Genomic DNA, 24,429 nt, shown 5'->3' on the forward strand with positions numbered 1-24,429 from the left:
AATGAAATCCACGACACATGCCCTTATTCCTGAGCAGTTGCTTCCTCGTGAATCCGCTTGGCAACTGCCTTGATGTCTGCCGCAGACATTGTCTCAAGCGGCAACGCAAGGAAGGCCTTGATGCGGCGTTCCAACCGCTGATAGGCAACTTCAAAAGCTTCAACACGAGCCGACATCGGCTCGACATGAGCGGGATCAGGAATACCCCAGTGTGCGGTAGTCGGATGCCCAATCCAGACCGGACAGGTTTCGCCAGCGGCGCTCGCACAGACCGTAAAGATGTAGTCAATCTCGGGAGCACCCGGGGCGGCAAATTCATCCCACGACTTGCTCCGCGCTTCCGGCAAGGGAACGCCATGCTTTTCAAGCGTTTCCAGGGCGACCGGATTCACTTTCCCCGACGGTTGGCTACCCGCCGAGTAAGCACGAATCCGACCTTGCCCAAGGTGGTTGAATAATGCTTCGCCAAGAATGGACCGTGCTGAATTCCCGGTACAGAGGACAAGTACGTTGTAGGTTGTTTTGGACATGGGATTTATCGATATCCGAGTTATTTAGGAGTCTTTTCAGGATCGCAGGGAACAACTTCGATCCCGCAGGAGGTACCGCTACAGCAGTGCTCAGTCAGGTAGGCCAAGAGGTCATTCATCGCCGGATAATTGGCCGAGTAGTAGACAAAACGCCCGGACTGGCTGGAGTGCACCAAACCGGCAATGGCCAACTCCTTCAAATGAAAGGAAAGGCGTCCGTTGGCCTCAGTGCCAAGGCGTTCAGCAATAGCCCCCACGGAAAGCCCCTCGGCCCCCGCTTGAACGAGCAAGCGGAATATTTGCAAACGCGTTTCTTGCGCCAGCGCACCCAGCGCGGCGACGGCTTCTTTGATAGTCATATTTCTATAATAATAGAATTGTATAAATCGCTCAACGACAGTTTTGTTACAAGAGTTAAGTGCTGTCGTGAGCGACCCCGGCTCAATTTCAGGGAGTGTTAATCAAGGAGTAGCTATGCGCATTCTATTTATTCTTCTGGCTGCAATTTCCATCAACGCATTTGCCGCCGATGCCACGCCATCAACCACGCAGGATCAGGCAACTCAGGCCCCCCAGTGTTACAACGGGGATGATGGGAAGTTCTACAAAGTCGGCGAGAAGGCAACGATTTCCGGAGTACCTCTGGTTTGCGAAGCGACTGCCGACAAGAAGAATGCCCAGTGGATAGGTGTGAAGCACACCAAATAAGCCTGAACAGATGTACCAAACGGGCTTGGCCGAAAGAGCAGCCAAGCCCGTAGCGAAATTGAGTTGAGTCGACTACGCTCCATGAAAATCCCTAACGAATATGTTTTTAGCACTCTACCAACCTCTTCGCTGGTAGCGAAACCCCCTAAATATGCCCCTCATTCCCGGGCGACGCCACAGCCCCGACGGCCTACTCTCTGCTCATGCATTCACATAGAGCACTACGTCGCCACTGAATTGAGGTTAGCCGCATGCTTACCGCCACACCGATACCACACCCGGAAAATACTGCGCCTCCCTCAAAGGTGAGCGCCTCACAGGATGTCATTGAGACGCGCCTGTGGCTTGATGAACATGACTGGCTCTACAGTCTTCTGCACAGCGAAGACAACGTGTCGCCGACTTTCCGTTTCCCCGATCTGATCAGTGCCTGCATTTCTCTGGTCTTCTCACATCAGGATGCCTCCGCACAGATCTTTCAGTTCCTCGGGAGTGAATTGGTTCTTCGCCCGCCCCAAACCCCGCGCCGCCGTGAATCAATGTGGCGAAAGCAATTCCAGTTGCTACTGGATCTGCAGCTTTCGCCGGCCAACCGCCATCCTAATCCCAAGTTCCAACTCGACCAGTTGACGACGGCCTGCGTCGCTCTGTGCAAGACATGGGATGAATCGGGCGCCACCATCCTGCGGCAGGCACGCCAAAACATGGCAGCACGCGCCCATCAGCGGGGTAAAGCGCATCCGCGCTGAGTCCTGCGCCGCTGCAAACTGCATCCACCCGCACCCCACCCGTTTCAGAGCGCCCACTCTTCATCATCTTGCCCGGCTAGCCACCGGACTGACCCGAACCCGACCATGACCGTCTGCAAGAGCCGACGGTCCAGACCTCCATGCCTGTCCCCAGGCGGTCTATTTCGGTTCCGTTGGAGAGTTGACTCATGCGTCTGCTGGCTGTTGCCCCATTTGCTGCCCTTGCCATTCTGGCAACCAAGCCCACCTGGGCCCTAGCCTGCTGGGAAGAAGCAGCTCAACGCTACGGCATATCAGCCGAGTTGCTCTACGCCATCGCCCGTGTCGAATCGAACCTGAATCCGAACGCGGTCAACCGCACGCATATACAGCGCACCGGCTCCTACGATATCGGACTCATGCAGATCAACAGTGGCCATCTTTCAACCCTGTCACGCCACGGCATCAAGGAAGCAGATCTCTTCGTACCATGCACCAACATTCAGGTCGGTGCCTGGTTGTTGTCCGACCTGTTCTCCCGGCAGGGCGCGACCTGGGATACGGTCGGTGCCTACAATGCCGCCTGCTCACAACTCAAGGGTGAAGCCTGCTCCAAAGCCCGCGCCCAATACGCCTGGCGGGTGTATCGCCAGTTGCCCGCGCAACATGGCAGCCAACTCTCCGGGGAAATAAAGAGGGGCAAACAGACGCCCCGAGGCGAAACATTCGCCCTGATGTCGGTAAGGGTGGCGCCATGAAGGCCACCTTTTTGAACTACCACAGGTTCGGCCTCATTGGCTGCTGCGCTCTCCTCGCTACATCGTGCAGTCTGTTTCATAACGCGGCGCAGAAGGATCACCCAAAGAACACGGGTGACGCTGCTCCCGGGCAACTGGCTCAACTCGATTTCGGCCGCCAAGCAACTTTCGGACACTGCGTACCGCCGGCCTGCCCAATCCGCACGCCCAAAACCCTCGCCTCGGATTCCTCAGTCCGGACAGTCGACCGGGCAACGTCATCCTCCCCGGCCCATCCCATCGCCTCTGAACCGACCACCCCTCTCCCAACACCAAAGACCGACACTTCACGGACGATCACTATCCAGTTCGGCCTCGGCAGCGCAAAGCTAAGCCCCGCTGCCCATACCAGCCTGAATGAGGTAATGACTGCCCTGCTCTCGGCGCGCCAGATCACGATCATCGGCCGTACGGACAACACAGGGCCGTTGGCCTTCAATGAATCACTGGCCCTCGCTCGCGCTCTGGCGGTTCGCGACCACCTTATCAAAAAATACCCGAGGCTGATGCCAACGCTGAGCGTCAAGGCGCGCGGTGCCTGCTGTTTCATTGCCGCGAACGACACCCTGGCCGGCCGTACGCAAAACCGGCGGGTCGAGTTGGTCTTTGATCTGCGCGACAAGGTGCAGCCATGACCTCGCAGTTTCCGCTGGCTGACCGCCAACACCATTACCCGCCGAGCGCATGCGCTCTCACCCGCCGGCATGTCTATGCGCCCACCCGCCTTCCTACCCCCATTCGTCATCCCACTTTTGTTCGGAGGTTTTCATGAACGCTACAGCCCCTGTTTCTTTCCCTCACCTTTCTACCCGTAAGCCGATGAACGTTACCGTGCTGCTGGCGATGATCGTCCTTGGTCTCGGCGCCACCTTTCCCGGTTACGCCTTGGACCTGGTGGCCTTCACCGGCATCACCGGGCCGCTCACTTCAGCCCTGACCCAGATCGCCGCGCTCGGCCCCGGCATCAAGGCCCTGGTCGGCTTCGTCGGGTTCGTGGTCGCGCTCATCTCGCTCTCTGCACTACGCAACTTCGGTCCGGTCCTGTTTTACGTGGGCCTCGCCATTTTTGCCGCCGTGGGTCTCGTGATCGCCGGCGCGATCATGGGCGCAGTGATCTGAAACGCCGGCATCGACCCCAGGAGTCCGACATGCAAGCAGACACCTATATCCCACGGCGTCTCGATGACCAATGGAAAATCGGCTTCTGGGATGTCGATGTCGCCGCGCCGATCCTGTTCATGTTTTTCGTCGGCTACATGTCCGGCAGCAAGACCTCGTTCGCCGTCTGCATGGCGGCGGGCATCTTCGTCTCGCGCTGGATATCGCGCATCAAGGCGGACAAGCATCCGGCCTTCGCCATCCACTGGCTGTACTGGCACCTGCCGGCCAGTCCGCTGACCACGATGCGTGCCACGCCACCGTCCCACATCCGCCGCATGGTCGGCTGAGCCCAGGAGAAAAACCCATGGACTTCGAACGACTCAACGGCGACATCAAGGAAATGCGCCGCCGCAACCGGGGGCTGAGTCTCACCGTCGGCGTCCTGGCGGCCGGCCAGATTCTCGCCCTGATCGTCATCCTCAACCTGCTCGGTACGGTACGCACCATCGTCGTGCCGCCCTCAATCGACAAGACCTTCTGGGTCACCCGTGACAAGGCCAGCAGCGAGTACCTGGAGCAGATGGGCAGTTTCATTGCCTGGCTGGTCCTCGACGTGACGCCGGCCTCAATCGACTGGAAGAAGGACATCCTGCTTGGCTACGTCGAACCGGAACAGTACGGCCCGCTGAAGACCCGGCAGGAAGTGGAAGCCGAACGCCTGAAACGCATCAATGCCGCCACCGTGTTCGCACCCCAGCAACTGGTTCCCAGCGAAGAAGGCCAGAGCGTCGTCATTCGCGGACGGCTACGCACCCTGGTCAATGGCTTCGAGACAGCCAACGACCTCAAGGCCTATCGCGTCGAGTTCAGCTACGCCGGCGCGCGCATGCATCTGAAAAGTTTCAAGGAGGTAGCCAATGTCGGCAACTGATACCCAACAGCCCCTATCCCGACCGGTTCCAATGCCAACGCCTCGGCGCAGATGGGCAATGAGCTCTACGTTAGCCGTCGCCGGTATCGCCGCCATCACGGCGCTGCCCGCCCAGGCACTGCAACTCGTCGAGGCCAGCGACGGCGCGGCAGTCGAAGCCATCCTGTCGATCCGGGAACCGACCCGCATCCGCATCGAAGGGGCGTCGATCACCGACGTCTTCGGCAATATCCATTCGAGCCAATGCGGCATGGCGGCAGCCCTTCCCGCCACCCCGGGCATGGCGCCCGCCGGTGCCGGTTCATCGCCGATCAATCCGGCCGGCGAGATCGCGCTGACCTGTGATCGCGACAAGGGCGAAATCTATGTCCGTCCTGTCGGTGATTCGGCCAAACCGATCAATCTCTTCGTCGCATCGGCCAACGCCACCTACACGCTGCTGCTGCGCCGTTCGGATACCCCGGCCGATACGATCGTCATCCGTGACAGGACGCCGAAGGCATTGAAGCATGCGTCATCGGCTCAGATTCCGGCCGGCCAGTCTCCCAACCAGGTACGGGCGATGAAGGCGCTCCTGGTAGCCATGACTTCAGATCGGGTACCACCGGATATCCGGGTCGAAGAGACCCGCGGCACGCTCCCGTTATGGAACGAGGCGCGGTTTTCGCGGGTGCGCCAGTACGAGGGGCGCGGCCTGGTCGGCGAGAAATACCTGCTGCAGAACATCAGCGATGCCCCCATGGTCTTGGCCGAACCGGAGTTCGACCGTGAACAGGGCAGCGTCGTCGGCATTGCCATCGAGCACCACAACCTTCGCCCCGGCGAAAGCACCAGCGTCTATGTAATCCGCCGCGGAGAGACGCCATGACGACGCCACGTCAGTGGATGCACACGCTGCGGGGCTTACCGCAGCAATTGCTACAGCACCTCTCCCCGCGGCAACGCCAGTACGCCATGCTCGGCGCGTTGCTGGCCGGCGGCGTCGGGCTGCTCTGGTCGATTTTCGCATTCACGGCAAGCAGTCCGCCGACGAGCAGCACGCAACCCGCCGCCGGGCCGGCCAGTTCGGTCACCAACATTGGCGTGATGTCACCCGGCGCTCAGGTCAATCCGGTCGACCAATGGGTCGGCACGGCCGGGCGCAAGCTTGCCCAGTACGAGAACGAACGCGAAGAACAGGGACGACTCAACAAGGATCGCCAGACCTTCGAAGCGAAAACGATGCAGCGCTTTGCCGAACTGGAACAGCGACTGACTTCGACCCAGCAGGCGGCCTCTACGCCCCCGCCACCCACGCCAGTCCCGACCATGCCGCCGGCGGCGAGCCTGCCCCCTGCTCCACCGCCTTCCAAGGGCTTGTCCGCCGGAGCAATGCCAAGCGGCATGCCCGGCGAACTGCTGCCTCCGAGCCCCCTTATTGCACCAACGCCAGCGATTACCCGGATTAGCGTTGCCGAGCGCTCCCTGCTCGCCAGCACGGGAGAGAAAGCAGAGCGCGCCGCAGGGGCCGGATCGCAAGCATCCACCCGGACCGTCGCCACCTTCCTGCCCGTCAGTTTCACCCGTGGCACGCTGCTGGGTGGCCTGGATGCGCCGACCGGCGGTCAATCGCAATCCAATCCGCACCCAGTCCTGATCCGTCTTTCAGACAACTCGTTCCTGCCCAACCGCTTCCGCGCCGAATACCGGGAGTGCTTTGTGGTGGCCGCCGGCTATGGCGACATCAGTTCCGAGCGTGCTTACCTGCGCACCGAGAGTCTGTCTTGCGTACGAACCGACGGCGCGACGCTGGAAGTCAAGATTCAGGGCTCGATCTACGGCGAGGATGGCAAGGTCGGCATGCGCGGGCGGCTGGTCACCAAGCAGGGCCAGATGCTCGCCAACGCCCTGCTGGCCGGCGTGGTCAGCGGTATCGGCCAAGGCCTGGCGACCTCGTCGACCGAGTACAGCACCTCGGCCCTCGGCACAGTCGCCAGCGCCACCGGTTCCGAAGCCTATCGCGCCGGCCTCGGCTCCGGTGTCGGCAAGGCCCTCGACCGGCTGGCCCAGTACTACATCAAGCTCGCCGAGAACACCTTCCCGGTCATCGAAGTGGACGCCGGCCGCGAGGTCGACGTTGTGATCACCAAGGGCGTGCGCATCGATGTGCCGATGACAAGCGGCGAACCGTCTTCCGCCCGCTTCGCCAATTCCCCTGAAACTCGTTACCTGGAGACCTCGGACGATGGCAACTACTAAACCCATGCGCCGGCGAGCACTCGTCGCAGCCTTGAGCACGATCCTTTTAGGCAACTGCTTCGCCGCCAATGCGGCCACGCTCGACGAGACGCAGTTGCTGACGGCCTTGCAGAAAGCTCATCCGGGGACGCGGTTCTCCAGTATCGCCCGCACGCCCGTCACTGGCCTCTACGAGGTCTGGATGAACGGCAACGTGGCCTATGTGTCGGCCAGGCAGCCGCGCTACTTTCTCTTTGGTCATCTGTTCGATACCAAGAGCATGAGCGACCTGACCGGCCCGAAACTGGCGCAGGCCGGCAAGGCAAAAAGCGCCGATAAAACCCCTCAGAAATACCAGCCAACCACAGCATCACCGATCCGCTTCGAACAGTTGCCTCTGAGCGACGCGATCAAGACCGTGCACGGCACGGGTCAGCGCCGGGTAGCCGTTTTCAGCGACCCCAACTGCCCTTACTGCAAACAGTTGGAGGCGGAACTGGCCAGCCTCGACAACCTCACCATCTACACCTTCCTGCTGCCATTCCTGGGCGAAACTAAACCGATCGCTGTCTGGTGTGCGACGGATCGTGCGGCTGCCTGGCGGCGCCTGATGCTCAACAGCGACGACAGCCTGCTCAATACCGCCACTGCCTGCGACCACCCGATCGGTCGCAACCTGGCACTGGCCCGCCAACTCGGTGTGCAAGGCACACCCACATTGATCTGGGCGGATGGCACTCGTAGCGAAGGGTTCGTCGGACGGGCCGTGATCGAAGCACAGCTCGCAGTGACTACATCGCAAGTTGCACCGGAGAAACAGCCATGAAGACGCTGATCTTGCAACTCGGTGCCGCCTGCCTACTGCTCCCCTTGGGCGCCTGCATGAACATGTCCGGCCTGGGCGGCGACTCGAAGTACGCCTGCAAGGCCCCCGATGGCGTTGCCTGCGACTCGGTGTCCGGCACCTACGCCAACGCCCTTCACAACAATCTACCCAGCCAGCAGGCCCAACGCTCCGCTCGCCGGCAGAAAGAGACATCTGAAGAGAACGCCTCCCCCACGGCTGGACGTCCTATTTCCTTGGCAACAGCCAACCTTTCCGGGATGGCCATAACGCCCAGTCCCTTGCGCACCCAGGCCCGCATCCTGCGGCTGTGGATCAAACCCTGGGAAGACGCAGACGGCGATCTCTACGATCAGGGCTACGTCTATGTCCAGGTGGACAACGGCCAGTGGCAGATCGACCACGTGCAACACCAGATCCGTGATCGCTATGCACCGCTGAAGCTGCCACCCAAGCCGGCCGCTGAGACGACCACCGAACTCGGCGCCAGTACGTCGTCGCCCCTACCGATGTTGCAACGCCCACCGCTGTCCGGGGCCGGCGCCAACCCTGCGCAGTGAGGTCAAGATGAATACCGCCCACAGCGATCCGCACTTTGCCCGCCAGCGCGACCACGCCCATGCGCCGCGCTTTCCCTTCGGCGAACCGGCGGACACACCGGCCGAACAGTTCGCCAACTGGCTGCCCTACTCTGGCTATCTTGCCGCCGAGAAGATTTTTGTGAACCGCGACAGCATGGGCGTCATGCTCGAGCTGATGCCGCAGTCGGGGGCCGACGAGCGGATGGCGGAAGTACTGATCTCGCTCTACGCCAATTGCCCACCTGGCACCGGCATCCAGTTCCATTTGTTCGCCTCGCCGCAGGTGCGCAGCCAGTTGCGCCAGTACGCCAATCTGCGGGTCGAGGATGAGGATCAGGCCGAGCAGGCCAAACAATGGGGCCGCCCGGCCCGCAACGGCAATCTGTTCCGCAAACTGGCTCGCCAGCGCGTGGACCACCTGTTGCAGGGAGCACAGAAGTCGCTGACTGCCGGCTTCCACTACACGATCCGGGATTTTCGGCTAATGCTGAGCGTTGCCTTTCCGGGCAATCCGGAAGACCTCAACAAGCGCGACGAACTGCTCGCCCTGCGCGATTCGATGTCGTCCAGCCTGCGCTCGGCCTCGCTGCCCAATCGCGTTTGCGATGCCGCCGATCTGATCAACTGGTGTGCGCTATTCACCAATCCCGATCGCATCTCGCAGACCGATGCGCCGGACCTCAATTACGATGACGGCCGGGAACTGCGCGACCAGATCGTGGACTTCGACACCATCCAGGACCCGCATCCGAGCGGCCTGACCTTGTGGAAGGAAGCCAGTCCCGACGTACTGGAGGCGCGCTTCTACTCGATCAAAAGTTTTCCGGAACGCTTCGCGCTGTGGCAGATGGGGTCGCTGATCGGCGACCTGATGCAGCCGGCCTTGCAGTACAGCGCACCGTTTCTGCTGACCCTCGGCGTCCAGGTCCTCGACCCCAACCTCACCAAGTCGGTGGTCACTGCCAACCATGTGCGGGCGACGCAGAATGCCAAATCGAAGATGGCCGACGTCATGCCGGACGTTAACAAGAAACTGCAGGACTGGACGGCGGCGGCCGATGCCATCGACACCGGCGGTAATCTGGTCAGCCTCTACCACCAGTTGGCGATATTCACCGCACCCAACAAATCGGTTGCCGCCCATGAAGCCGCCAATGCGATCTGGCGCGGCCGCGGCTTCCAGCTCAATGCCGACGCTTACATGCACCGCCAGGCCTTGCTCGCCAGCCTGCCGATGACGCTGACCGAGAAATTTCACAAAGACTTGGTCAAAATGCGCCGGGTCACGCGCAAGACCATGGCCAATGCCATCCACATGGCACCGCTGATTGCCGAGTGGCGCGGCACGCGCACGCCGGCCCTGGTGTTCGGGGGTCGCCGCGGCCAGTTGATGACGCTCGATATCTTCGACAACGATCTCGGCAACTACAACTTTGCCATCATCGGTGCACCGGGCTCGGGCAAGTCGGTTCTGATGAACGAAATGGCCTGGTCCTACCGCGCCATCGGCGCCAAGGTCTGGATGCTCGATCTCGGTCGCAGTTTCGAGAAACTGTGCCGCAAGGCCAAGGGCACCTATATCGAGTTCCGGCCCGACGTGAATATCTGTCTGGACCCGTTCACCCACATCGTCGATATCAATGAAGACATCGACATGCTGGTGCCCGGCATCGCCAAGATGTGCTCGATGCAGCACACCCTGGAAGAGGTCCAGTACAAGGCCATCTCAGCCATGGTCCTCAAGCTCTGGCGCGAATACGGCAATGAGCTGCGCATTACTGGCCTGCGCGACGCCTTCAAGAGCGGCAGCATCGAAGAACTGGGTGTCGTTGGCGACCAGCGCATCAAGGACCTCGCCATCATGCTTAATCCCTATTCGCGTGGCGGGCAATACGAGCGCTTCTTCGAAGGCCGCAACAACATTGACTTTTCCAATGACTTCATCGTCATCGAGAACGAGGAACTGAAACGCCGGCCCGACCTGCATGCGGTGGTCAATATTCTGCTGCTGCATCGGATCACCGGCGAGATGTACCTCACCCGTAACCGGCGCAAGGTGCTCTTCGTCGACGAACTGAAGCAGCAGTTGGGTGATATCGGTGCCGACGATCCGGTCAAGGCCGCCGTCATTGAGGAAGCGGCCCGGCGCGCCCGCAAGTACGGCGGTGCGCTTGGCACCGCAACCCAGAGCGCCGACGACTTCTACGGCTCGACCCAGATGGAAGCAGCCTTCAACTGCTCGGACTGGGTTTTCCTGCTGCGCCAGAAGCCGGAGTCCATCGAAATGCTCGACCGCAAGGGCCGGCTGACCATGGACGAACCGAAGAAGCGGCTGTTGAACTCCCTGCGTACCGAGGCCGGCGTCTTCTCCGAGTTGTACATCTCGTCGCCGGTCGGCGAAGGCGTCGCCCGTAACATCCTCGATCCGGCCACCCACCTGTTGTTCTCCAACAAGTTGGAAGACAACGCCCCGATCGACGAATTGCGCGCCCAGGGCCTATCCATCGACGAGGCGATCAGTGAATTACTGCGCCATCGGGGGCATACGGTATGAAACCGAACACATCCCAGTTATTGGGCCAGGGCTTGCTGACGCTATTCGTGGTGAGCGCCGCCCTAACCGCCTACGACCGTCTCGTCCTGCGCCCCGCGCTGGTCATCGGTGTGGTCGACGTGGCCGAGGTGTACCGCGCCAAGGAAGCCGAATTCACCCAGATTCTGACCAAGGCCAGTTCCGAGGAAGACCGGCAAAAAGCCCTGTTCATGGCGCGAAGCTTTGCCCAGCGCCTGCCGGTCGCCCTTGAGGAACTGCCACGCGAATGCAACTGCCTGGTCGTCCTCAAGGCGGCCGTGGCCGGAGCGACCCCGAATACCGTCGATCTGACGGCCGCACTGCGCAGAAAGGTGACTGCACCATGAACAGCGATCCTCTTCAGGCCGCCCGCCCCGCAGCAAACCCCAGACATGGGCGTCGAATCCTCGGGTGGGTGGGCGACTTCCTGTGCCACGCCCGCCAGCGCTGGTACCTCTACCTGCCGATCGTCGCCATCTGGAGCCTGGCCTATGTCCGCCTCTTCGTCGACGCGACACCGCGAGTACCGGTTCTTTTCAACTGGACACCGAGCCTGCCTTATCGCGTTGCCTGGCTGCAGCGTGGTCTGCACCCACTGCAGCGCGGCGACTTCATCGTCTACGCCTTTGCCGGCGAGGCGCAGCGCCGTTATCCGGGATTACTCGGTCAGCCTTTCTTCAAGATCGTGCGCGGTTTGCCGGGCGATACCGTAACCGTCACCGGCCGGCAGGTCGCCATCAACGGCCAGGACGTCGGTGTGGCCAAGACAAAGGCCTATGACCGCAGGCCACTCGCACCGATTGCGCCGACCGTAATCCCGCCTCGCTACTACTACGTGCAGGGCACCAGCCCCGACTCCTTCGACTCGCGCTACCAGGAAAGTGGCCTGGTCCGGGAGGAGCAGGTGATCGGCGTCGTGGTCCCGCTGTTCTGAGACTCCGGCCATGCCCCGCCCCCTCCTTACCCTCACCCTGTTCGGTCTTCTGGCATATTCCGGCGCCTGGGCCCAGAACCCTCAGGCCGCGACACCATTGCCAAGCCACCAAGCCGGCACGCCCGTGCCGCGAGGCGTTCAGCCCTCTGACAACGTGCCACTGGCCGACTATCTCGCCCTGCTCCGGCAAATCGCCCCAGCCGCCGAAGCCGGCGCACGGGATTACCTCGCCGCTTTCGCGCAGCGCTGCGGCCGCCCCCTGACGCCAGCCGAATTGCGCCGGGCAATGGCCGACGGTGACGGCGATCCTGCACTGATGGCATTGATCCGGGCGAACCACCTGGGCGATACCGCCGGGCGCCAACAACTCGCAGGACAAATTCGCTGCCCGGGCAAGGCCGCACGATGAAACGCCTGATCGCCATCCCGTCCCTGCTCTTCGCCCTGTTGGTCGCACCGGGCGCGCGAGCCCTTGATCTGGGCGTCATCGGGCCGAGCTATGAGATCAGCGAACCGCATCTGCTGCAAATGATCGAGCAACGATTGCGCGACAAAGAGCGCAGCGGCGAACTCAAGCGCCTCGAAGAACAGGCCCGGGAACGGGGCATCGCAACCGTAAAGCACCCACCGCCGGTCGCCGGCCTGCACTCGACCGAGACAGCCAGGACCTTCTACTTCGACCCGAGCTTCACGCTCGATCGCAACATTCTCGGCCCCCGGGGCGAGTTGCTGTTTGCCGCCGGCACCCGCAAGAACCCGCTGGAAGTAGTGTCGCTGTCCCGGCACCTGCTCTTTTTCGATGGGCGCGACGCACGCCAGGTCGGCCGTGCCCGGCAGTTGATCGCCTTCTACCAGGGGCGGGTCAAGCCGATCCTAGTCGGCGGCTCCTACCTCGAGTTGATGAAGTCATGGCGCATGCCGGTCTATTTCGATCAGCAGGGTCTGCTCACCCGCCGCCTCGGCATCACTCAGGTGCCTGCCCTGGTATCGCAGGAAGGGCTGCGCCTGCGCATCGACGAGTTGGAGATCGCGCCATGAGCCAACGCTGCTTCGTAGCCAGACTCTCTACCCTTCTGGCGCTGCTTCTCGGCCTCTCCACCCTACCGGCCTTGGCCGCCGGCACGGCCACCTGCACCGGCAAGTTTCCGAATCCGATCACCGATATCTGCTGGTCCTGCATCCTGCCGATCAGCATTGGCAGTGCGCACATCGCCAACTTCGGCGACCAGGAGGATACCGACAATCCACCCAGTCCCGTGTGCAGTTGCCTGGTCAATCCGATCATCGGTCTGTCCATCGGTTTCTGGGAGCCGGCGCGCCATGTCGAAGTGGTGCGCAAACCCTTCTGCCTCGTCTCGCTCGGCGGCGTAGACCTTGATCCAGGCATCCCGGCTCCCGAGGCGGCCCGCTTTACCCGGCCGGAAGGCGATGGCGATGGTGGCGGTTTCTATCAGGCGCATTACTACCTGAACCCGGTGATGTACTGGCTAGACGTGGTCACCGATTTTCCCTGCCTGGAGAAGGCATCCTTCGATCTGGCCTACATGACCGAGGTCGATCCCTTGTGGGCCGACGACGAACTCACCCTGATCCTCAATCCCGATGCCGTGCTGTTCGCCAATCCAGTCGCCATTGCCGCCTGCGCCGCCGATTGCGTCGCAGCCTCGGTTGGCTTCGGCATACGCGAGATGTTCTGGTGCGCTGGTTGCCAAGGCGGCATCTATCCGCTCAATGGGCACGTCCCCTACCACCTGGGTGGCGTCCGTACGGCCGCGCTGATGGCCCAGCGCTTGAGCGCCAAGATGCACCGTGAGTTGGTGGCCTGGGGCTGGCATGGCAAAGACGGCCTGTGCGGGCCGTACTTCGAGCCGGTGATGGACAAGACCGCCTACAAAACCCAACTCACCTACCCCATTCCCAACACCGACAAGGACGGCGGCCGCTGCTGCCAGCCCTTCGGGCGGACCACCGTGCTCTGGGGGGCCGGCAAGGAATATCCGGTACGCGGCGAGGACTTCGCCTTCATGTTGTTTCGCAAAAGGAATTGCTGTGTCGGCTACTGACCCCCATCGAACCCTCGCCTCCTTGATCCTCGGGCTCAGCGCCGCACTCGTTGCCGGCAGTTCGGCCCTGGCGCAGACAACGCCGATCGTCACCGAGGCGGACATCGAACAAGCCCGGCGTGAGACCCCCTCCGTCACCGAGCAAGATATCGAGTTGGCGCGACAGAAGTACGCCCTGCCGAGCGAGGCCGGACACCGACCCGCCCCGCTGAACAGCCCGAATATTGAGGCGCTACCCCAACCGGCGACGCCCGTGCCGGTCGACCTGGAAGCGCTGGCTCGCGGCTATGCCGGGCAATCCGATGCGATGGTTCAGGCACAAGGGCTGACTGCCGGGCCAGGACTTTTTATCTTCGTCAGCCTGTCCATGCCCCGCGCCACGCTGCAAGGTCTGGTCAACCAGGCGGCTCGCGCCAAGGCCGCCATCGTCATCCGCGGCTTCGCCAACGGTTCCTTGCGCGCCACAGTTACTCAGGTCCAGGGCTTGATTGGCAAACAGCAGGTAGCAATCCAGATCGATCCGCTGGCCTTCGACCGCTTCGCCATCAGCAAGGTACCCAGCTTCGTCCTGGTGCGCGACGGCACGCGTCCCGTTGCCTGTGCCAGCGGTAGTTGCGCGCCTGCCGACAGTTTCCTGCGGTCAACCGGTGACGTCAGCCTGGATTACGCGCTGGAGCACATGCAGCGCTCGGCGCCTGCCTTTGCTCCTGCCGCCGAACTCTTCCTGAAACGCCTCAGAGGATAGGTGATCGCCATGCGCCGCCTGATCATCTGGATCACGCTGTTCTGCTTCGTCACGACGCAGAGCGCCGCTATCGCCGGGCCGTTTGAAGAGGGCACCGCCGCCGGCCAGGTGGCCAACCCGGTCATTCGCGGCACGGTGAACATGCCCAGCGCCTCAAGTGCCGTACCGGAATACACCACGACGCCACCGGAAACGGCGTATTACGGCCAGCCCAACCTGTCGGGCGCAGCCAATGTCCGTCTCAGTACCTGCGCGGCCAGCGCCAACGATCCAGTCTGCCAGGCCCAGGACGGGGCGCTGAGCTCGGCCAACACGCCCCGCCCGGCGATCTCCGCCTACGATCCGGCAGTCACTGCGGCCCGCGGCATCGCCCGCAATCCGTCGAGCGCCTTGGGCAGCCTGGCCGATTATTACTCCGGCTGCACGACCGCCGAGGCCAACACTGCGGCAGGCACCACGACCAAGGTCTGCAACCGCTACAGCGGTGTCGGCAACTACACGACACGGCGCGATCTGACGGTTGAGATAAATCTCCAGCTTAGTTGTACTGAAGGCACCTGGTTGGCTCATGGTCAGGTCAATCGCAACGGCGCCGACTACATGGTCGCGGAAGCGCAATGCCAACTGCGCAGCGATGGGCTGCAACGTTTTCGTTTTTATGCGGCCGGTGGGCAAGGGGCCTGCATCGGCTGGCAGACCGTGGACCTGCCGACCGCACCGGCGACCCAGGCCACCTATGTCACCAATCTATCCCCCCATTGGGAGGGCCATTGCTGGAGCCCGTTCACGGTCACCATGATGCCGGGTTCAGGCTGCACCGCCGGGACCTGCAACTACATATTTCAGTTCAGTGGATTTGGCGGGCTTGTGAAGTGGAACTTGCCCTTGTCCTTCGTCCAACCCGCCATGGTGCAACACGAGACCGATGTCTGGGTCGACAAGAGTGCCGTGCTGAATGCTGACGGACGGTGCACCATCAGCACCGCCGACACCTGTGTCGACGGCCCGGCCACCAAGACCATCGAAGGCCGCCCCGTGACCCGCGCCTGCTGGTCCTATGAGCGCACCCTGACCTGCACTTCGGGCGCACCGGTCGACGAGTGCGCGCCGCTGGCCAGCAGCGGCTGCACGCCAGCCAGCAGCACCTGCAAGCAGATGAATGTCGGCAGCGGGCTGTGTGAGATCACCCAGGACACCTATACCTGCCCGGTTGCAGCGCAGACCGCAACCACCGTTTCGAACTGCCCGGCCAACGTCTATTGCCTGGGTGCGAACTGCTTCAACACCAGTTACACCAACGATGCCGACTTTGCCCGTTCGATGTCGCTGATGGAAGCTGGACGCGAAGCTGGCGTGTATCTCGACACCAGCAAAATGCAGGTCTTCAAGGGCGAAGGCAACCGCTGCCGCCACCGCCTGCTGAAGAACTGTTGCAGTTCAGATTCGGCTGGCGCCGGCATGACCAATCAGAGCCTGTTCGGCACCGGCTCAAGTTTGGTCTACGACGTGCTGATGAATTCCCAGAACCGTGAGTTTCTTTACCAGGGCATGCAGGCCTTACTGCTGGGTGGCGGTTTTAGCGGAAGCTTCACGACCTATGGCATCACAGTCGCTGTCAACGGGACGGCACTACCGGCCAGTTCGGCCGTGCTCTACTCCGGCGAAAACCTGGTGATTGCCTTCGACCCCTGGTCGCTGGTCATTGCGGTGGTGATCTACATCATCATGTCGATGTCCTCCTGCAACGAAGAAGAAGGCAAACTCGCCATGAAGGAAGGGGCCGGCCTGTGCCATACCGTCGGCACCTGGTGCTCCTCCTGCTTCCGCGTCTTCGGCAATTGCGTCTCCTGCCTCGAACACAGTACCGGTAAGTGTTGCTTCAACAGCAAACTGGCCCGCATCGTCAATGAGCAGGGCCGCGTGCAAGTCGGCAAGGGCTGGGGCTCAGGCGAAAGTCCCGACTGCTCAGGGTTCACCATCGCACAACTCCAGAGCCTCAATTTTGCGGCCATGGACCTGACCGAGTTCTACGCTTCCATCGTTCCGACGCTGCCCAATGCCAGCGCAATTCAGGGCAGCAATGCCGCGCGCCTGACAACCTGCTACTACGGACAGGGGAAGTGCCAATGAAGATCGCCTACGCCGCGGCATTGCTCGCCGGATTCGTATCGCTCGTCCTCGCCGACGAGGTGCCCAGAGCCTCGGTTTCGGATCCGCGACCGCTCATGTTGGCCGCTCTCCAGTCAGTCGATGGCGAGGCCCACGGCATCCTCAGTGGAGAAATTGCCGACGCGCTCACCCAGCGCTTTGCTGCCACCTCGCCGATCTACATCGATGTCACGACCGAGAAACGCTACGCCCAGGCCGGTTGTGCTCGCTTGAATGTCAGGTTCTGGCAGGACGGGGTTCTACTGCCCGGCGCCTCAAGCCCGCGCCGCCAGACGATCGATTTCGGCATCAACTACTGCCTCGATGGCCGCCCACCGCAATCGCTGAAGTAGGGCCACGCATGACGATCCGTAACCGCCCCGCCCTCCCGCTGCTGCTGCTGACCTTCACCGTGATCCTCGGAATCAATAGCGCAGCAGCCCAGGATGCAGCCTCCCGCTACTGGTCCGACAGTTGGCGCGGCTGGCATTTCTATGAAGCACCGGCACCAGAAGAGATCGAACATCCATTACTGCCGGGCAAGGCCACAGCAACTGCACCGCCCGCTCAACCATCGCGGGCACCTGAACTGGTTGAATTCGAACGCCTCCAGAAAACGCTGGAAGAGACGCGCAACATTGCCATCATGCGCCCGAGCGAAGCCAATGTCCGGCGCTACATGGAACTGGAGTCCCTGGTCGTCGCCCGCGCTTCCTATTTCGCTGACGTCGCGCAGCGCGTTGCCTGGGCCACGCCCCAACTCGACCCGACCCTGCAGGGCCGCCCGGTCAATGCCAAGGCACTGGAAGTCTTCGACCAGGCCGAGTTGGTGGATCGTTCGCGCGCCATTGCCGATCTGGGCAAGGATCACGTGCTGTTCTTTTTCTACCGCTCGGACTGCCCGTATTGCCATGCCTTCGCGCCGACGCTGGCGGCTTTCCAGGCCCGTCACGGTATCCAGGTTGTCGCTATCAGCGTGGATGGGGGTCCGTTGCCAAGTTTCCCCAATGCCCGCCCGGACAACGGCATTGCCACCACCCTGAAGGTCAGCCAGGTGCCCGCTGTTTTTCTGGCCCAGCCCTTCACCGGAAAGATCTCTCCCATTGGCTTCGGGGTGCTCTCGGAATCTCAGTTACTCGAACGCATTGCCACTGTGTCCGCTCCGCAAGCCGAGGTCATGCTGCCTACAACCACGCAAGGTCTCGCCCTACCCCTGGAGGCGCCATGAACCATTACGACCATCCTCATTTGCGGCGTAGCGCTGCCACCTTCCTGGCGCTGCTGCTGGCGATCCCGTCCTTCCAACTACAGGCCGGCGACCTCAACAGCGAGGTGAACAACATGTTCAACAATCTGGGCGCCATCGGCAACTACACCGCCCCCGGTGCCTTCCGTGGCCAGACCTTCAATACCTACACCGGCGGCAGCCTGATGATGCGTTCGCCGAACAAGGTTTATCAGCTGGCCGCCATCCAGTTCCCCAGCGCCAAGGCCGGCTGTGGTGGCATCGATGTCTTTGGCGGCTCCTTCTCGCACATTTCGGCAACCGAGTTCAAGAACATGCTGAAGAACATCACGGCCGCCCTGCCGGGGATCGCTTTTCAGCTCGCTCTGGAGGCGGTCTCGCCCCTGCTCGGCGGACTGACCAAGTGGGCCAAGGGGCTGGAGACCTGGATCAACAATGCCCGCATCAATTCCTGCGAAACCGCCAAGGCCATTGTCAGCACGGCGGCCGAATCGATTGGCTACAGTTCGCAGGAAACCTGCGCCGATCTGGCCATCGAAATGGGGATGGAAAGCGACCGTGATGCGGCGCGTCGGCGCTGTGCGACGGATCGGCCGAGCATTTTGTCTTCAGCACGCTCCTCGGCCGACCCGAAGGTGAAAAACAAGGCACCTTTCGTCGGCAACCTGACCTGGAAAGCCTTGCAGTACACCGGTGCTTATCTGGATGACCCGGAGCGTGAATTGATCATGAGCCTGGTCGGCACGGTCATCTATTACCCGGAAGAATCGGCCCGTGACCCCGAGCCGATTGCCCCGACGCTGACCTCGATCAGCCAGTTGCTCTACGGCCAGGGTGCGGCCGCTGGTACGGATGTCGTGCAGCATGTCTTGAAGTGCAACGACTACACAAACTGTGACGTAGTCACCTTGAACACCACGTACACCCATACGCCCTTTACCGCCAAGGTCGAAGCGATCATGCGCTCCATTGCCGAGAAAATCACGACGCGCACCGCCATTCCCAATAACTCGACCGAGGTCGGCTTCGTGAATCAGACCACCGAACCGGTCTACAAGATGTTGTCCATCGGTACCAGCATCCCGGGATCGGGCTTGGCCGACAGCCTGATCGCCCAGTACCGCGATGTGATTGCCGCCGACTACGCCTATGTTTTTCTTGAACGCAATCTGCGTCTGGGCATGGCTGCGCTGGACAAGAACTACACCTTGCAGCAGTCGCAACGGGAGCAGGCCAACCAGGTCCGCCAGCGGGCGCAGGCCATGCTCACGCAACTCTCCCAGGAAAAGAACCTGCTCTACCAGAAGGTCGGCTCCTTCCGGGCGGTATCGAACCACCTGGAGCAACTCGAACGCCAACTGCGCTCCAGCATGCCGCAACACGTGATGGACATGCTCGGCCAGCAGGCCGCCTATCTGTCGCAATAGGGACGATGCAATAGCGCGACAGGAGAAAGCACCATGTGGGAAATATACGCTTACCAGAACGCCGACAGTTTGTTCGGCGTCTTCAATGCCGCGGCGGCGATCCACGCCTCGGGCGACTACGCCGCTGCCCTGGCGGCTGTGGCCTTCTGCGGCTTTGTTGCGGCCCTGATTGCCTACGCTTTTGCCCCCGAGAAGTTGCAGGGCTGGAAGTGGTTGGGCACTGTTGTGCTGGTTTTCTCGGTGTTGATCGTGCCCAAGGTCACGGTGGGCATTGTGGATAAGACCGGCGGTTCGGCCGTCAAGATCGTCGGCAATGTGCCTTTCGGGGTGGCCGCGCTGGGCGGCATCACCAGCACGATCGGCAACACGCTGACCAGTCTGTTCGAAACGGCATTCCAGGTTATCCCGGGCGTCGGAGCCCTTCCGGTCGAATTGAGCTACCAGCAGAACGGCCTGATGTTCGGCAACCGGCTGATCCGCGAGACCGGCAATGTGGTTTTCCAGGATCCGGCTTTCCGCACCGATCTGATCAACTTCATCCACAACTGCACGACTTACGACCTGATCGACGGCACGCTCGATCCGGCAGTCTTTTCTGCATCGGACGATGTCTGGCCGCTGATGGCCTCCCCCAATCCGGCGCGCTTCAGCACGCTGACTGGCGCTGGCGGTAGTGTCGGCGTCGATACCTGCCCCAATGTTTATCTGAGCCTCAATGGCCGCTTGCCGGCCCAGATCAGCCGCATCCAGGGGCGCCTGGCTTTTCAACTCAACCCGACCTTGCCCGGTGCCGCTGCTGCGGCGGCCATCGCCGGACAGATTCAGCAGGCCTATCTAAAGAACAGCATTGCCAGCGCGGCGGCGACGGCGGCCGACATCATCCGGCAGAACGCCATGCTCAACGCGCTTGAGGACACCAGCAAGATCGTCGGTCAGAAGGTTAACGACCCGGCGGCGATGGTGCTGGCGGTCGGCCGCGCCCAGGCGGTGGCCCAGCAGAACGCTTCCTGGCTCAACTACGGCAAGGTTGCAGAGCAAGCCTTGCCTGTTTTTAGAAACGTGGTCGAGGCGGTAACCTACGCGATGTTCCCGCTCTTCGTGATGCTCCTGCTGCTCACCAGCGGACGGGAGACAATGCTCGCCTTCAAGGGCTATGCGGCCGTGTTGATCTGGATTCAATTGTGGCCGCCGCTCTATGCAATCCTGAACTACATGGCCTCGATCTATGCGGCCTACGACCTTGCCGCAGCGGCCGACCTCGGAACGGGGGGCAAATCGCTGGCACTGCAAACTGCGTCCACGATCTATTCGCGGGCAATCTCGGGGGAGGCCGTCGTCGGTTACCTCGCCATCAGCATTCCTTTCATTGCCTGGGCCGCCCTGAAGCGCATGGAAAACTTCGGGACTGCATTGGTCGGTGGCTTGTCGGGGCTACAAGGGATGATCTCGGGCGGCACCTCAGCCGCCACCGTTGGTAACGTCTCGATGGGGAACGTCGGCATGGACCAGATGCAACTGGCACCCAACCGTACGTCGGCGTTCATGGGCAGTTGGCAGAACGACCTCTCCGGAAACACTTTCTCGTCGAATGCGCTGACCGGGCGTACGGCCGTCAGCCTACTGCGCAATCAGGGGTTTGCTTCCCGGATGGTTTCGATGCGAGTGTCTGAGCAGGATGTGGCCCAAGCCAGCAAGCAGGTCGATGCAGCTCAAAACGAGAGTGTCGCAGCCAATACCGAACGCTCAGCCATTCTGTCAGAGGCATTCTCGCGAGGATTGAGCAAATTGCGCTCATCGCGTAGTAGCAGCGGCTCTACGTCCAGCAGTTTCGAGCAAATGGGAGAAACGTTGAACGAGATGAATCAAATTACCAAGAGTGTCGCGGAAAATACAGGACTGAGCCAAGCACAGGTCGCACGCATCGCTTTCGGTGCAGCCGGGCATGTCGGCGTCAACGCAGGTTTCGCTGGAGGCCAGTTGAGGGCAAGTGCGGAGAAATCCTATTTGTCGAGTTTATCGTCACAGGAACAGAAAGCGCTGGCCAGCATGAGCGGAGAGCAGTTGGTAGCATTCAAGCAATTTGGCGATCGGTTATCCCGAGATAGCAGTTTCTTGAATGCACTCTCCAGCGACTCCCGCGACGCCCATGAAATATCGTCCCGACTCGGATCAACTGTCGCGCGCTCCGAACGAGCCGAAGCAAGCCTTGCCGAACGCACCAGCTTTGCGGAGCGAGTATCCTCGGCCTATGAAAAAGGCGAGTCCATTTCCATCGACATTGCACAGGACCCCCACAATCTTGAGATGTTTATGCGCTACGCCGAGGAATACGGCGGGGACAGCGCAGCGGCTCATGCCTTGATGGAATCGGAATTGGCACGCCAATCTCTACGCCCGAACCGGGTGTTTTCTGACGGGACGGCACTGCCTGCCTCTTTTGGGAACATTCGGGATCAACATATACAGCAGCAGGGCAATACTGCGCTGACACCCGACATCATCGGTCAGCATCAATCCAATCGGGATCAAATCTCACACTTTAAGAATGCCGCCCCATCCCGAGGGAGCGTACCCGCGGCACCACCAATCCGAGAGGAAGTACATGCCCGCGGCAATCAAATTCGCTCAGACGCTGTATCGCACCGCGCTGACTTCGACGTCAAGGCTGAGATCATCAAGACGGATAACGGAACGCTCGCATCGAAGAAATCGCTGCTTGTGCAATCGGGCAAACAGGTAGGCAGAGACGCAGGAGCGACATTCGACAATGCCAAAGAGGCGGTGAACGACTTGCTTAAGAAAAAATAAGTAAGTCATCATCAGCCGGCGGAGCCTCGATCCCACCGATGCATTTCGCCCTCGCTGGTTCCTGGTTTCGCAAACGGTGGATGCCCTTCATCACGCCAGTAGTTTGCCGCCATGTCTTTCGATGAAGTTCCATCGCTTGGTAAGCGACTATCACTCCACGCAAGGGATCGCCTCTTCTTTCCGATGCCGGCCAGAGACCCGCCAATGGGCGCCATAAAAAGTGCGCCAACGCCCATCATCACAAGGCGGGTTCCCCAGTCGCCATGCATAACGGAAATCCAACCGATCAGGGCGCCCACTGCAATGAATCCCACGAAGATGAGTTTTCTCATTTCGACCTCCTGGATTCAGCCTACCTCCGATGGCGCAGGTTGCAAGCCTATCGCGAACTATCCAGCCAACATTTCCACTACCAAGGCCTGCCGCCCTAGCTGGTCTTTCATGTGCGGAATGAAAAGCAGCAAATCATTCGACGTCGTTGAGTTCAGTCAATTCGGTCTTGGCCAAGCGTTCGACAAAATCAAACGCTTCCTCTGGCACCCTGCCTGCCAGTTTTTTCCGGCGGTTGTTGGATACCCTGCCTCCGTTCTGTAGCGCGGAAACAATGAGGAGGTGCAGATCGTTTCCGCGGATATCGAACTCGTCGTTGACGGCTTTACTGATCCGGTCAAAGCTCGCCAAGAATTCGGTTTCCTGACGGAGATCGACGCCCAGCGCCTGCTCCGCCATTCGGTAACCGAATTCGACGCACTTTGTCGCATCCCAAAAACGGTAGATAGAATCGGCGCCTTTGAATTTGAAATCAAACAGGTCCTCGTCGGCCCAGTAGACATCCCACAGCTTCCGTGCGGGCTTCGAGAACGATTGGAGCGCCTCCAGGTATTCCGTTTCATGGCGTTTCATCGCGACTGATACGGGCAACAGCAGGCCTTGATCAAGCCTTCCTGATTGGCATAGGGCATGGTGGAATAGGAAGCGCGACAGACGTCCGTTCCCATCCATGAATGGGTGCAGGTAGACGAACCCGAACGAAGCCACGGAGGCGGCTACGACCGGGTCGCTCTGACGTGGGAGGGAGTTGGCCATGTCCATGAACGCAGGCATAAGTTTGGAAAGCAATTCCGGCGAAGGCGGAATGTAGGTCACACTGCCCGCCCCCCTGAGCCCCCCCCCTCGCAGCCAGTTTTGTTCATGGCGAAAACAGGCCGCTTTTTCATAGGGGTTGCTGATTGTCGCGGATTGCAAGTCGGCCAGGTATTCCTCGGTCAATTCAATTTTTTCGTGGGCCTGCTGGAGAAGGGCGACAAAGGTCTCTGCCTTGCTCTGGCTCGGCGCTTCCCGCTCAATGGCGAAAGAACTATCGGTCTCGCTGAGGTACGCCCAGGAGAGGGTCCGGTCCGCATTGGTCGGACCCAAGGATTCCAGAAATGCCTTCGTCCGTCCAAGGACGTCGCTTGCGATCCCATCCTTGACCAGTTGGGTAAGGCGGACTACCGGACAGTACTCGGCAGAGCCGAGGCCGTTGAAGTTGATTCGCCACTTGGCATCCTTGCGCACGATTCCGGTGACGTAATCCGCGGGGTCGAACAGATCACCGTACGGCCCGGCAATGGCTGGCAGGTTGGAAAGTTCGCCGTTGGCGAACCACTCCCAGAGATAACACGCTTTCCGGATGAACAAGCCGGAGGGCGATTCCCGCAAACGGGCGATGAGATCCTCCCCGGCAATTTTCGGCATGGTTTCGGCGAGTATTTGCAGATTGATTCCCTCATAGCGGAGGGCAAACAGCAAGTGTTCAATGGGGTGGCCAGATTTCGGGGCGACCCCCTTGGGTACCTGTAGTTCGTCCTGGACGTCCAGTATCCGGCTCACCGGACGGATACTGGCGGGATGAGCGACGGGAAACACCGAGAGCCCGAGTTGGGTCCGGAGGTATTCGTATCCGATGGCGTCCATGATTGCACTCCTGCACGGAAAATTTTAACTGACCATGGATTTTTTTATTTATTTGCCAATCCGTCAAGATTTTTTACTCGTTTTCACCAAAGG

General features: G+C 60.9%; 27 protein-coding genes. 23 read left to right on the forward strand and 4 right to left on the reverse strand.

Annotated elements, in window-relative coordinates; all coding sequences use genetic code 11:
• Positions 1 to 23: 23 nt before the first annotated feature.
• Complete coding sequence (locus DARO_RS13520; RefSeq protein WP_011288369.1) at positions 24 to 530, reverse strand: arsenate reductase ArsC; 507 nt, start codon at positions 528 to 530, stop codon at positions 24 to 26.
• 20 nt (positions 531 to 550) lie between these two features.
• Positions 551 to 889, reverse strand: a complete 339-nt coding sequence (locus DARO_RS13525; RefSeq protein WP_011288370.1) for a metalloregulator ArsR/SmtB family transcription factor — start codon at positions 887 to 889, stop codon at positions 551 to 553.
• A 115-nt stretch (positions 890 to 1,004) separates the two neighbouring features.
• On the opposite strand from DARO_RS13525, the gene DARO_RS13530 reads away from it, so the two are divergent.
• The 23 genes from DARO_RS13530 to DARO_RS13640 all read left to right on the forward strand — a co-directional run bounded on the left by DARO_RS13530 (position 1,005) and on the right by DARO_RS13640 (position 22,380).
• Positions 1,005 to 1,238, forward strand: coding sequence for a hypothetical protein (locus tag DARO_RS13530; protein WP_041224396.1), 234 nt, complete (start codon positions 1,005 to 1,007; stop codon positions 1,236 to 1,238).
• A 251-nt stretch (positions 1,239 to 1,489) separates the two neighbouring features.
• A complete protein-coding gene (locus tag DARO_RS13535; RefSeq protein WP_011288372.1) occupies positions 1,490 to 1,987 on the forward strand; it encodes a hypothetical protein in 498 nt (165 codons plus the stop codon).
• 188 nt (positions 1,988 to 2,175) lie between these two features.
• Complete coding sequence (locus DARO_RS13540; RefSeq protein WP_011288373.1) at positions 2,176 to 2,724, forward strand: lytic transglycosylase domain-containing protein; 549 nt, start codon at positions 2,176 to 2,178, stop codon at positions 2,722 to 2,724.
• On the forward strand, positions 2,721 to 3,398 hold the full coding sequence (locus tag DARO_RS13545; RefSeq protein WP_011288374.1) for an OmpA family protein: 678 nt from the start codon (positions 2,721 to 2,723) through the stop codon (positions 3,396 to 3,398). Before DARO_RS13540 ends, DARO_RS13545 begins: the two co-directional genes overlap by 4 nt.
• Positions 3,399 to 3,531: 133 nt before the next feature.
• On the forward strand, positions 3,532 to 3,882 hold the full coding sequence (locus DARO_RS13550) for a hypothetical protein (RefSeq protein ID WP_011288375.1): 351 nt from the start codon (positions 3,532 to 3,534) through the stop codon (positions 3,880 to 3,882).
• A gap of 29 nt (positions 3,883 to 3,911) precedes the next feature.
• Positions 3,912 to 4,211: a type IV conjugative transfer system protein TraL gene (gene traL, locus DARO_RS13555; RefSeq protein ID WP_011288049.1), complete on the forward strand. Its 300-nt coding sequence runs from the start codon at positions 3,912 to 3,914 to the stop codon at positions 4,209 to 4,211.
• A gap of 17 nt (positions 4,212 to 4,228) precedes the next feature.
• Positions 4,229 to 4,795, forward strand: a complete 567-nt coding sequence (gene traE / locus DARO_RS13560; protein WP_011288376.1) for a type IV conjugative transfer system protein TraE — start codon at positions 4,229 to 4,231, stop codon at positions 4,793 to 4,795.
• A 58-nt stretch (positions 4,796 to 4,853) separates the two neighbouring features.
• Positions 4,854 to 5,663: a type-F conjugative transfer system secretin TraK gene (locus tag DARO_RS13565; protein ID WP_497462977.1), complete on the forward strand. Its 810-nt coding sequence runs from the start codon at positions 4,854 to 4,856 to the stop codon at positions 5,661 to 5,663.
• Positions 5,660 to 7,033, forward strand: coding sequence for a TraB/VirB10 family protein (locus DARO_RS13570; protein WP_011288378.1), 1,374 nt, complete (start codon positions 5,660 to 5,662; stop codon positions 7,031 to 7,033). Before DARO_RS13565 ends, DARO_RS13570 begins: the two co-directional genes overlap by 4 nt.
• Complete coding sequence (locus DARO_RS13575; protein ID WP_011288379.1) at positions 7,020 to 7,838, forward strand: DsbC family protein; 819 nt, start codon at positions 7,020 to 7,022, stop codon at positions 7,836 to 7,838. Before DARO_RS13570 ends, DARO_RS13575 begins: the two co-directional genes overlap by 14 nt.
• A complete protein-coding gene (gene traV, locus DARO_RS13580) occupies positions 7,835 to 8,416 on the forward strand; it encodes a type IV conjugative transfer system lipoprotein TraV (protein WP_011288380.1) in 582 nt (193 codons plus the stop codon). Before DARO_RS13575 ends, traV begins: the two co-directional genes overlap by 4 nt.
• Positions 8,417 to 8,423: 7 nt before the next feature.
• On the forward strand, positions 8,424 to 10,991 hold the full coding sequence (gene traC / locus DARO_RS13585; protein ID WP_011288381.1) for a type IV secretion system protein TraC: 2,568 nt from the start codon (positions 8,424 to 8,426) through the stop codon (positions 10,989 to 10,991).
• Positions 10,988 to 11,356: a hypothetical protein gene (locus DARO_RS13590; protein WP_011288382.1), complete on the forward strand. Its 369-nt coding sequence runs from the start codon at positions 10,988 to 10,990 to the stop codon at positions 11,354 to 11,356. Before traC ends, DARO_RS13590 begins: the two co-directional genes overlap by 4 nt.
• Complete coding sequence (traF, locus tag DARO_RS13595; protein ID WP_011288383.1) at positions 11,353 to 11,943, forward strand: conjugative transfer signal peptidase TraF; 591 nt, start codon at positions 11,353 to 11,355, stop codon at positions 11,941 to 11,943. Before DARO_RS13590 ends, traF begins: the two co-directional genes overlap by 4 nt.
• 10 nt (positions 11,944 to 11,953) lie before the next feature.
• The gene (locus DARO_RS13600) at positions 11,954 to 12,352 is read left to right on the forward strand and encodes a hypothetical protein (RefSeq protein ID WP_011288384.1); all 399 of its coding nucleotides are present in this window, start codon (positions 11,954 to 11,956) and stop codon (positions 12,350 to 12,352) included.
• Complete coding sequence (traW, locus tag DARO_RS13605; RefSeq protein WP_011288385.1) at positions 12,349 to 12,981, forward strand: type-F conjugative transfer system protein TraW; 633 nt, start codon at positions 12,349 to 12,351, stop codon at positions 12,979 to 12,981. Before DARO_RS13600 ends, traW begins: the two co-directional genes overlap by 4 nt.
• Complete coding sequence (gene traU, locus DARO_RS13610; RefSeq protein WP_011288386.1) at positions 12,978 to 14,006, forward strand: conjugal transfer pilus assembly protein TraU; 1,029 nt, start codon at positions 12,978 to 12,980, stop codon at positions 14,004 to 14,006. Before traW ends, traU begins: the two co-directional genes overlap by 4 nt.
• On the forward strand, positions 13,993 to 14,751 hold the full coding sequence (trbC, locus tag DARO_RS13615) for a type-F conjugative transfer system pilin assembly protein TrbC (protein ID WP_011288387.1): 759 nt from the start codon (positions 13,993 to 13,995) through the stop codon (positions 14,749 to 14,751). Before traU ends, trbC begins: the two co-directional genes overlap by 14 nt.
• A 9-nt stretch (positions 14,752 to 14,760) precedes the next feature.
• Positions 14,761 to 16,881 (forward strand): type-F conjugative transfer system mating-pair stabilization protein TraN, encoded by a 2,121-nt coding sequence (gene traN, locus DARO_RS13620; protein WP_011288388.1) that lies wholly within the window; start codon positions 14,761 to 14,763, stop codon positions 16,879 to 16,881.
• Positions 16,878 to 17,252 (forward strand): hypothetical protein, encoded by a 375-nt coding sequence (locus tag DARO_RS13625; protein ID WP_011288389.1) that lies wholly within the window; start codon positions 16,878 to 16,880, stop codon positions 17,250 to 17,252. Before traN ends, DARO_RS13625 begins: the two co-directional genes overlap by 4 nt.
• Positions 17,253 to 17,260: 8 nt before the next feature.
• Entirely contained in the window at positions 17,261 to 18,127 is an 867-nt protein-coding gene (locus DARO_RS13630; protein WP_011288390.1) for a thioredoxin family protein, read from the forward strand.
• Positions 18,124 to 19,572 (forward strand): conjugal transfer protein TraH, encoded by a 1,449-nt coding sequence (locus DARO_RS13635; protein ID WP_011288391.1) that lies wholly within the window; start codon positions 18,124 to 18,126, stop codon positions 19,570 to 19,572. The genes DARO_RS13630 and DARO_RS13635 overlap by 4 nt, the downstream gene beginning before the upstream one ends.
• A gap of 69 nt (positions 19,573 to 19,641) precedes the next feature.
• A complete protein-coding gene (locus DARO_RS13640; RefSeq protein WP_497462978.1) occupies positions 19,642 to 22,380 on the forward strand; it encodes a conjugal transfer protein TraG N-terminal domain-containing protein in 2,739 nt (912 codons plus the stop codon).
• 11 nt (positions 22,381 to 22,391) lie between these two features.
• Here the strand turns inward: DARO_RS13640 and DARO_RS13645 are convergent, their stop codons facing one another.
• Positions 22,392 to 22,712 carry a hypothetical protein gene (locus DARO_RS13645; RefSeq protein WP_011288393.1) on the reverse strand — a complete coding sequence of 107 codons (321 nt, stop codon included), beginning with the start codon at positions 22,710 to 22,712 and terminating at the stop codon, positions 22,392 to 22,394.
• A 133-nt stretch (positions 22,713 to 22,845) separates the two neighbouring features.
• On the reverse strand, positions 22,846 to 24,336 hold the full coding sequence (locus DARO_RS13650; RefSeq protein WP_011288394.1) for a Fic family protein: 1,491 nt from the start codon (positions 24,334 to 24,336) through the stop codon (positions 22,846 to 22,848).
• Between the last annotated feature and the right edge of the window lie 93 nt (positions 24,337 to 24,429).

It is taken from the genome of Dechloromonas aromatica RCB, from assembly GCF_000012425.1.